9 protein-coding genes are annotated in these 7974 nt (G+C 59.9%); 7 read left to right on the forward strand and 2 right to left on the reverse strand.

Annotated elements, in window-relative coordinates; translation table 11 throughout:
- The first annotated feature begins 257 nt into the window (after positions 1-257).
- The 7 genes from AC0L18_RS03765 (at position 258) to AC0L18_RS03795 (ending at position 6722) form a co-directional block, all read left to right on the forward strand.
- The gene (locus tag AC0L18_RS03765) at positions 258-620 is read left to right on the forward strand and encodes a hypothetical protein (protein ID WP_473490662.1); all 363 of its coding nucleotides are present in this window, start codon (positions 258-260) and stop codon (positions 618-620) included.
- A 301-nt stretch (positions 621-921) separates the two neighbouring features.
- Complete coding sequence (locus AC0L18_RS03770; protein ID WP_473490663.1) at positions 922-1431, forward strand: hypothetical protein; 510 nt, start codon at positions 922-924, stop codon at positions 1429-1431.
- 849 nt (positions 1432-2280) lie between these two features.
- Positions 2281-2823 (forward strand): hypothetical protein, encoded by a 543-nt coding sequence (locus tag AC0L18_RS03775; protein WP_473490664.1) that lies wholly within the window; start codon positions 2281-2283, stop codon positions 2821-2823.
- Positions 2813-3208, forward strand: coding sequence for a phage holin family protein (locus AC0L18_RS03780; RefSeq protein ID WP_127318649.1), 396 nt, complete (start codon positions 2813-2815; stop codon positions 3206-3208). Before AC0L18_RS03775 ends, AC0L18_RS03780 begins: the two co-directional genes overlap by 11 nt.
- A 901-nt stretch (positions 3209-4109) precedes the next feature.
- Entirely contained in the window at positions 4110-4853 is a 744-nt protein-coding gene (locus AC0L18_RS03785; protein ID WP_473490665.1) for a hypothetical protein, read from the forward strand.
- Between the two features lie 102 nt (positions 4854-4955).
- Positions 4956-5660, forward strand: a complete 705-nt coding sequence (locus AC0L18_RS03790; protein ID WP_473490666.1) for an SGNH/GDSL hydrolase family protein — start codon at positions 4956-4958, stop codon at positions 5658-5660.
- Between the two features lie 501 nt (positions 5661-6161).
- Entirely contained in the window at positions 6162-6722 is a 561-nt protein-coding gene (locus tag AC0L18_RS03795; RefSeq protein WP_473490667.1) for a DUF1003 domain-containing protein, read from the forward strand.
- Positions 6723-6855: 133 nt separating this feature from the next.
- On the opposite strand, the gene AC0L18_RS03800 is transcribed toward AC0L18_RS03795, so the two are convergent.
- Together AC0L18_RS03800 and AC0L18_RS03805 are read right to left on the reverse strand one after the other, a co-directional pair.
- On the reverse strand, positions 6856-7284 hold the full coding sequence (locus tag AC0L18_RS03800; RefSeq protein WP_473490668.1) for a hypothetical protein: 429 nt from the start codon (positions 7282-7284) through the stop codon (positions 6856-6858).
- Positions 7285-7598: 314 nt separating this feature from the next.
- A partial coding sequence (locus AC0L18_RS03805) for a YihY/virulence factor BrkB family protein (protein ID WP_473490669.1) occupies positions 7599-7974 on the reverse strand: 376 nt, incomplete at its 5' end.

Genomic DNA, 7974 nt, shown 5'->3' on the forward strand with positions numbered 1-7974 from the left:
ATGCGAGGCCTGCCGTAACAATCAATTTGCTGAAGCTTGTCATGTCATTATGTCGAGAACGGGACCGTATGCCCTTGAGACGAGCGACCATCTGCTTTCGACTGCGGTTAATCGGCGGCATGGACAAGCTCGTTGACGAGAACGGGCCGAGACGGAAGGACTGGGCTATGGAACCCTGAACAGGCGCATGTTGTTGGTGGTCATTGCCGGCCCGCCTATCTGGACCCGCAAAATCCAAACAGAAGGAGTAACGAGTGTTGGCCAGTCACCGAGGAAGGCGCGTCCGCGCTGAGATTGCTCTTGCCCAGAACCTGATGCTCGCGCCCTGGGTTGTGGGGTTGCGGTTGCCGATCCTGGTTGCCGAGGCAACCGGTTCGCTGGTTTCAGGTCGGCCGGAAACCGTCAAGGCGGTGAGCGAAAAAATTTCGGCCCTTGCGCAGGGGATTCTTGCGGCACAGGTGGCTTGGACGCGGGGCGCATTGACATTGCCGCTCGCCATAGCCGACGCGTCATCGCCGCTGGCCGATATCGGGCGATCAATGGCCCTTGCTGCTCTTGAGCCTGCGGGCCGGCAGGTTCGCCTAAATCACCGCCGGCTTTCCAGGCGCCGCAAAGAGTGAAGCCGCAAGAGGCGAAAACACCCGCAGCAAGGCCGCAACTGCCGCAGTCCATCGATGAATGTGCGATGGCAGTGTAAAACTTGGCGGAATTTCAATGAAAACCTCTTCCGGGGCGGCGGCGCAGAAAATGATTTCTACCACCGTATACCCGGGCGGTCGCAATCACCTGACAGACGCGAAAAGAACGCGCCGTCGGCGGATTGACACTTCAGTTGTGATACAGCTCCTTGCCGTTAATGGAGGTGTCGGGAACTGAGCTTCGGTTCGGCGGTTAAAAAGAGGGAGAGTTACGGAGGTTAATGTGAACGGCTTGCTGAAGACTGGACTTTCGACAGGCGTGACCGGCACGGTCGCAAGTGTTGTGACGGCGGCGTTCCTCGCCCTTCTGGCCAAAACCGAAGGAAAGTCGGCGCTGCAGCCGACCAACGCCACCAGCCACTGGCTCCACGGCGACAAGGCTGGTGCGGTTAGGAAGGCCGACCTCGCGCACACGGCGGTCGGCTTCGGCACCCATCATGCTTCGGCAATATTCTGGGCCGCTCCTTTCGAGGCTTGGCTCGCCAGAAATCATCCGCGGTCGCCGCTACTGATGCTTCGCGATGCCTCCGCGGTAGCGGCGATCGCTGCGGCTGTGGACTATCTCGTTGTGCCGAAGCGGCTGACCCCGGGCTGGGAGACAGTGCTTTCTAAGCGCTCCATCGCAGCTGCGTATGTAGCGCTCGCTCTGGGTTTGGCTGCCGGGGGACTAGTCGCGCAGGAGATGCGAAAAGGCAAGGTAGGGCCGTTGCGCCGCGCATTTCGTGGCCATTGAACGCGCCAGCTGTCCAAATGGCCCGAGCGGCGCGAGCGTAACGTGTCTGGGTAGAGCCATCGAAGGCTGTGACGCTGATTGACGAACCGGGGCTCGCCGCGCTGGGGATAGATCCTCGTTGCGACGACGTTCGCCTTGGCGGTGCAGCGACGACTCGGCGAAGGGAAACGTGCCTCCCGGGCGTGACGGGCGGAGCCGGTCTAGACGTGGCCGGCCCAGTGCGGCGGCTCTGCGCGAACGCTGAGGCGGGGCGGTTGCAGGGGCGCGAAGCGGAATCCAGAGCCCTGCGGCCCGCTTTTCGCGTCATTGACTGCTAAGGCCTCCATGACCGGCGCAAGATCACTTCCTCAGGCCAGGACGGCAACTTGCGCCTCTTCTCCAGTCCTAGCCCGTTCCAGCGCCTTCTCTATGGCGTCCTCGACGTTGCCGATCTTGTCTTCTCGTACCGCGTGACCGTAGCCTGCCGCTTCGGCATCTTGCTCGAACTGCTGAGCTCAAGGCGGCAATGCTCACGCCGCTTTTGGCAGGAAGGTTGCCGACGTTCTCCTGTAGCCAGTTTTCGAAGAATTCTGTTGTAGGGCTCATGCGCATATCCTTCGGGAGATGAACGCCCTCCGGCCCGAGGCGACGGCTTTACTCCCCTTCAGCACGTCCAGGCACCCCTTAATTTGAAGCACGCTGCCTGCACGACCATCTGTCCAGGGTCGAGGGTGGAAAGAGATTCGCGCCGGCAAAAAGTTGGCCGCCTTACAGGGGCTGCCAGGCGGCCAGACCGCTATCTACATTGTTTGAGCAGTTCCAAGGAACCAACGGGTTTTCCCGCAGTTTTGTCAGTCAATGGAGGAAATTATGAACAACCAAAACATGGAACGGGATTCCGCGCCCAAGACACCAGATGACAGTGCAAAGAAGGACGTTGGGGCAACAGTGGGCGGCGCGTTCTCCAAGGCATCCGATTTGGCTCAAGAGGCAGCCGATACGGTCAAGCAGTCGGCCGCGGATGGTGCGTCAACAGTTGCCAGCCAAGTAAAGGAAATGCTGGATCGTAAGGTCGGCAGCGGTGCCGAGGTGATGGGTCAGCTCGCAAGCTCGACAAAACGCGCTGCCGAGGACCTCGACGAAAGCGCACCGCTAGTCGCCGGTGTGGTCCGTACGTTCGCCAACCGAATCGACGGGTACGCAGACGATCTGCGGGACCAGTCGGTCGATCAGCTGGTCCGCGCCGCCTCCGATTTGACAAGGCGTCAGCCGGCATTGGTGTTCGGACTTGCCGCCCTTGCGGGCTTTTTGACATTTCGAACGCTGAAGAGCGCACCTCCGGCGTCGCCGCTTTCCAACGAGCCTATGCACGAACGTAACCGGCAAGGAGCGAACGAATTCCATGGCACATGAGCAGCTCAAGAATTCCACGCTTCCTCGCGCACTGTCCGACGTCGTTGCCGACCTTGCCGATCTTGTTCAGAAGGAACTGCGACTGGCGCGCGCGGAGTTGTCTGAAAATCTCTTCGCCAAATTTCGGGCGGGTATTTGGATGTCCACTGCTGGCGTGCTGGGGCTGATCGCGGCATTTTTGGCAGTGCAGGCGCTTGTCTTCGGGATAGCGAGCGTTGGGATCGCAGTGCACTGGTCCTGCCTGATTGTTGCCGCCATCACGGCCGGGGCTGGAGCGCTCGCCTATTACAAGGGCCGCATGGACGCACACAAGGAGATAACGCCGACCCGTTCCATCCATCAGATCAAGCAGGACATCTCGACAACCAAGGAGCATCTGTCATGAGCCGCGAATCACGTACGGCCAATCTCGGAACGGCGGAATGGCTCATCGGCGCCGCCAAAAACAACCCGGAAGGTCTTCTCCTCGTTGCGGCCGGCTGCGCATTGTTGATGCGCCGCGGCGGGTCATCGGCCATCAGTAGCTTCGGGCATGCTGAGGAATCCCGCGGAAACAATGGCCACCGAAAGGCTCAGTCAAGGTCTTCGAGCACGCGCCCCGATGGACACGAGGCGGAAACCAGAGAAGGCGGCGCCCCAGCGGCGGTAGAGGCAGCACGTGAATATGTTTCCGAGATCGGCGAGAAGGTGGCGGCAACCGCAAGTTCCTACGCATCCTCGGCATCGACATATGCGGACGAGGCGCGACGCAACGTCTCCCAGACATCGGAACAATTCGCCCGGCAGGCCCAATCCACGCTCCAAGATACGATGAACCGTGTGGCGCAAGAGCAGCCACTGACGCTGGCGCTGCTCGGTTTTGCCGCCGGGGCGGCTGTTGCAGCTGCCTTCCGGACCACTGACATTGAGAACCGGACCCTTGGCCCAGCCGCAGAGCAGCTGACGGACACCGCAGAAAGGGCTGGCGAACGGCTAAAGGAATCGACAGAGGAGGCGGGCAAACGTCTCAGGAGGGCAGCCAAGGAGCGCGGCCTTGATGCCGATGGCCTCAAGGAGGTTGCGAGCGACGTGGCTGGTGCGTTCGGCAGCGCCTTGTCGGGCGAGCACGCGCAGGCGCCATCCGCGAGTTCGGGTGGATCGCGCGCTCAATCGGCTCAGCGCGGCATGCCCCAGTCGGGCGGCATGGGCCGCTCGCAAGATAACTCGGCCAAATCGGACCAATCGCCACAATCGGATGCCTCTCGGCCGAGCAAATCCGGACGGTCTAGCGGCAAGCGAGGCTCATAATGGGTGAGGCAAGTCTCCGCCAGCTCGAACATGATGTAGAGGCAGCCCGGGCTAGGCTCGCCGAACATCTGTCGACGCTGCGATCGCCAAATACATTGTCCGAGTTTACCGACGAGCTGAAGCAAGAGGCGCTCGAGGCAAAGGACGCGCTGGTCGAAAAAGCAAGATCGACCGCGCAGTCGACGGCTCAGGGGATCGTCGATGATCTCAAGGCAAAGGCGGCAGCCAACCCGAGCGCCGCATTGGTGATTGGGGCTGGTCTCGCTTGGCGTCTCCTGCACCGTCCGCCGATTGCAACTGCTTTGATCGGAGCGGGACTATTCAGCCTGTTGCGGACACCTTCAATACCAGACATGGGCGAGCAAGTTGATCATTTCTCCTACGCCACAGAGCGCTTGAAGGAGCAAGCCGGCGAGCTGGCGGAGAAGGTCGGCGAACTGGGCGCCGAGACGGCGGAAGCAGTGAAGGAGCAAACAACTGAGCTGGCCGGCGCCGTCAAAGAGAGAGTGCGGGATTGGAGCGCCGGGACGCCGAACATGATCGACGATATGCGGCAGACCTCCGGCGAGGCGGCCCAGCGAGTAGCCGCCACAGCCGGCCGGGCATCATCGGCTGTTCAGGGCGTCATGAGCGATCAGGAGACTCGAGACAAACTCCTGCTGGGCGCCGCGGGAGTAGCCATAGCGGCCGCTTTGGCTCTTGCGTATCAGCGGCGGGAAGAGGAGAGGACGGCGGACGATTGATCCGGAAAGCGGAGCGAACTCGAACAGCAGCCACTGAAGGCTCGCGCACGAGCGACAGTCGTGGGAGATGCCAGTCTGGTAAAGATATCGCGCAGGAGCCTGTTGCTGGCCGCCGCCGCGGGACAAGCATTTTCCACCGTACAAACTGTTTCCGCCGAGGACGTGGGGACGATGAACAAGGTTGTGCTACTAGGCGATTCGGTGTTCGACAACAGCGCCTATGTGGCCGATGGAGCAGATCTATTGGCCCACGTTTTGCGTCAGCTCCCGATCGGCTGGTTGGCCATGCTGCTTGCCGTTGACGGCAGCGTCATGGCGGATGTGGGCCGGCAACTGAACCGCCTGCCATCCGACGCCACTCATCTGGTGGTAAGCGTGGGAGGGAACGACGCACTCGGCGTCTCCTCCGTTTTGAACGCTCCATCGCGGTCCGTTGCCGACACTCTGCTGAGGCTCGCCGAAATTAGAGAGCAGTTTTGCTTGGAGTATATGTCGACGCTGGATGCCGTTCTGGCTGTAGGGCTGCCGACCGCGATTTGCTCGATCTACGATGTCCGGTATGCCGACCCCGACCAGAGACGCATTGCGGTAACGGCCCTGTCGATCCTCAACGATTGCATCACACGAGCAGCCGCCGTGCGCGGCGTTCCGCTTATCGACCTTCGCATTGTCTGCGGCGAGGACGCCGACTTTGTCAACGCCATCGAGCCTTCGGAACAGGGCGGCAAAAAGATTGCCGCGGCGATCGTGTCGTTCCTTGCCAAGCACGAATTCCGAAGCGGGCGTGCCGAACTGATTGTTCGGTAGCAGCGCTTGCAGTTGCCATTCATGGTCGATCGGGCCTTCCTCGGCGTTGCGGAGGACGAGGCAGCCGCTGAGCGGGCGTTTGTGGCCCCTCCTAAGCGCGGACTTGTTCTCCCCCATTATCGCATCAGATTTGGTCAATGAGAAGCGGTCCTAGCCAAGTGACCGGCGCGAACAAAACAGTTTCTGACACGGTTCTCTTGCCCTGGTGACGCGCCTTCGTGTTCGGAGAACGAAATTCGCGTGGTGCCTCACCAGGATACGGACCCAGGCGCCGATTGCACTCACTAGCTTCAATCCTCGACCATAGCGAAAGACGCTCAGCGGCCAGATCACCCTGCCTTTCCTTAGCAATGGCGACGCCAAGCGTCTAAGACCCCGAAATCGCCCGAGTAAATGAGGAGAGCCAATGATTAGACGGCTCTAGTCGGGAACAAAGTCGAATACCCATGATTTGTACGTTGCCCAGAGTGGCAGGACCGATAGCTATCCAACGGGTGTTCCATGGATTCTCCAACGTTGCCTCCGCCACCTCCGACTGAACTCAGCCAAGCACTGAAACGCAATATCCAAGCGATTGAGGAGCGCCGGGCGAAAGAAGCCAGCGATGCAACTTTGGAAGAGAAAATCGCTGAGGCGATTACTTCTTTTACGGGCAGTATGCGTTTCGTGTATCTTCACTTGGCCGTGTATGGCGGCTGGATCGTCTCGAACTTGGGCTGGATACCGATCACTCCGCCATTTGATCCGACATTCGTGATATTGGCCATGGTAGCTTCCGTCGAGGCCATATTTCTCTCGACCTTTGTACTGATCAGCCAAAACCGGATGTCAACTGCCGCAGACAAACGGGCGGATCTGGACCTTCAGGTGAGCCTGCTGACGGAGCACGAACTCACAAAACTTACTGAACTTGTCGATTCGATAGCGGATCGGTTGAATGCAAAACCAGCCTTAAGCGATATAGAAGTCGGCGAGATTAAGAGGGACATTGCGCCAGAAGCAGTGCTGGACGAAATCGAATCGAAGCAGCTGGAGGCTGCGAAGAAGCTGGACCAGCGCTGAATCGACACAACGCCCTAGTGTCGTGATTTCGAGTTCGGTTGATTTTGATTTCGGGCTTCGGGCGAACTTCGAAGTCAAAATGACAGTAGAAATCACAGGTTGCTAACGTCGGCAACGCCGCCCTACAGGAACTTCATATCGTCATAGGTAGGACAAAGATCGCTGACGTGTTCCGTATTCCTTCCACCTCGTGAAGCGAGGTCTCTTTACAGCGCGCCCTGGTCTTCAGCGAGAAAATTGCTGCAGTGACTGCCTCCCGACCTTCACCGGTCCCCTTGCGGTAGTGGCTTTCGGCGACCGGTGCGTTGGCCTTGATGGCGCCGCTCTCGAACTCATGCTCGTCTGTAGCGAGCACGCAGGCGATGTTCATCGCGCCATTGACGGTGGAATTGAGATGAGCGGCACGTTCCTTCGATTTTTCACGCAGTCGACGCACCCGCCTTTCGGCCATCATAGCGGCGTGTTCAAAGTCGCCTATGCTCTTTGCAGAGATCCCGGCTGCTGCATCGAGCGTTGAAGAACTCGCGCTCGCGGAGCAACTGTCGTGGTTCGAGACCAACATGGCAGAACCGACGCGGTTTTCGGCATCACATCATCCCCGTGCACAAGGGACGGCGATCTCTTAGGTCAAGGCCAGCGCGGACGAGCATGTTCGGAGGTTACGCCCAATTGTCGCTCTCGTTGAAGCGGGCGCATCAGGATCGATGAACTACGGACGAAGCGGCCCGGCTATATCGTCCTCGAGGACGACCATCAGGTGGTTGCCCTGCCATTCGCCGACACGCCGCGCTGAGTCAACTTTCCACCCCAGCCAGACCTTCGACGCTGATTTCGGGGCGTTCTACGGCTCTGCGGAGATCTCACGTGATCTGCGCATTAGGTGTTGCGCTCGCCCGAACGCGACTGCTGGTTGGCAGCATCGGCCGATCCGCCCAGCGTGTCGGCGACCGTGGCACCTCGCGCACCCATCGGCTGCTGCGCACCTGTGGTGGTGTCCTTGGCGGTCTGATGCTCCATCTCGGCATTCAGCTCCGCACCCACAATCAGGACAATCACGGAGATCCAGGTCCACATCATCAAGCCGATGACTGCCCCCAGGGCTCCATACGTCGCGTTGTAGTCGGCGAAGTTTTCAAGGTAATAGGAGAATCCTATCGAGACCGCGATCCACACCACAGCCGCGAGGAAGGCGCCCCATGTCGCCCATTGCCACTTTGCCCTTTCGCGGCTGGGGCCGTAGCGGTAGATCAGC

The sequence above is a fragment of the Mesorhizobium sp. WSM4819 genome, assembly GCF_055811215.1.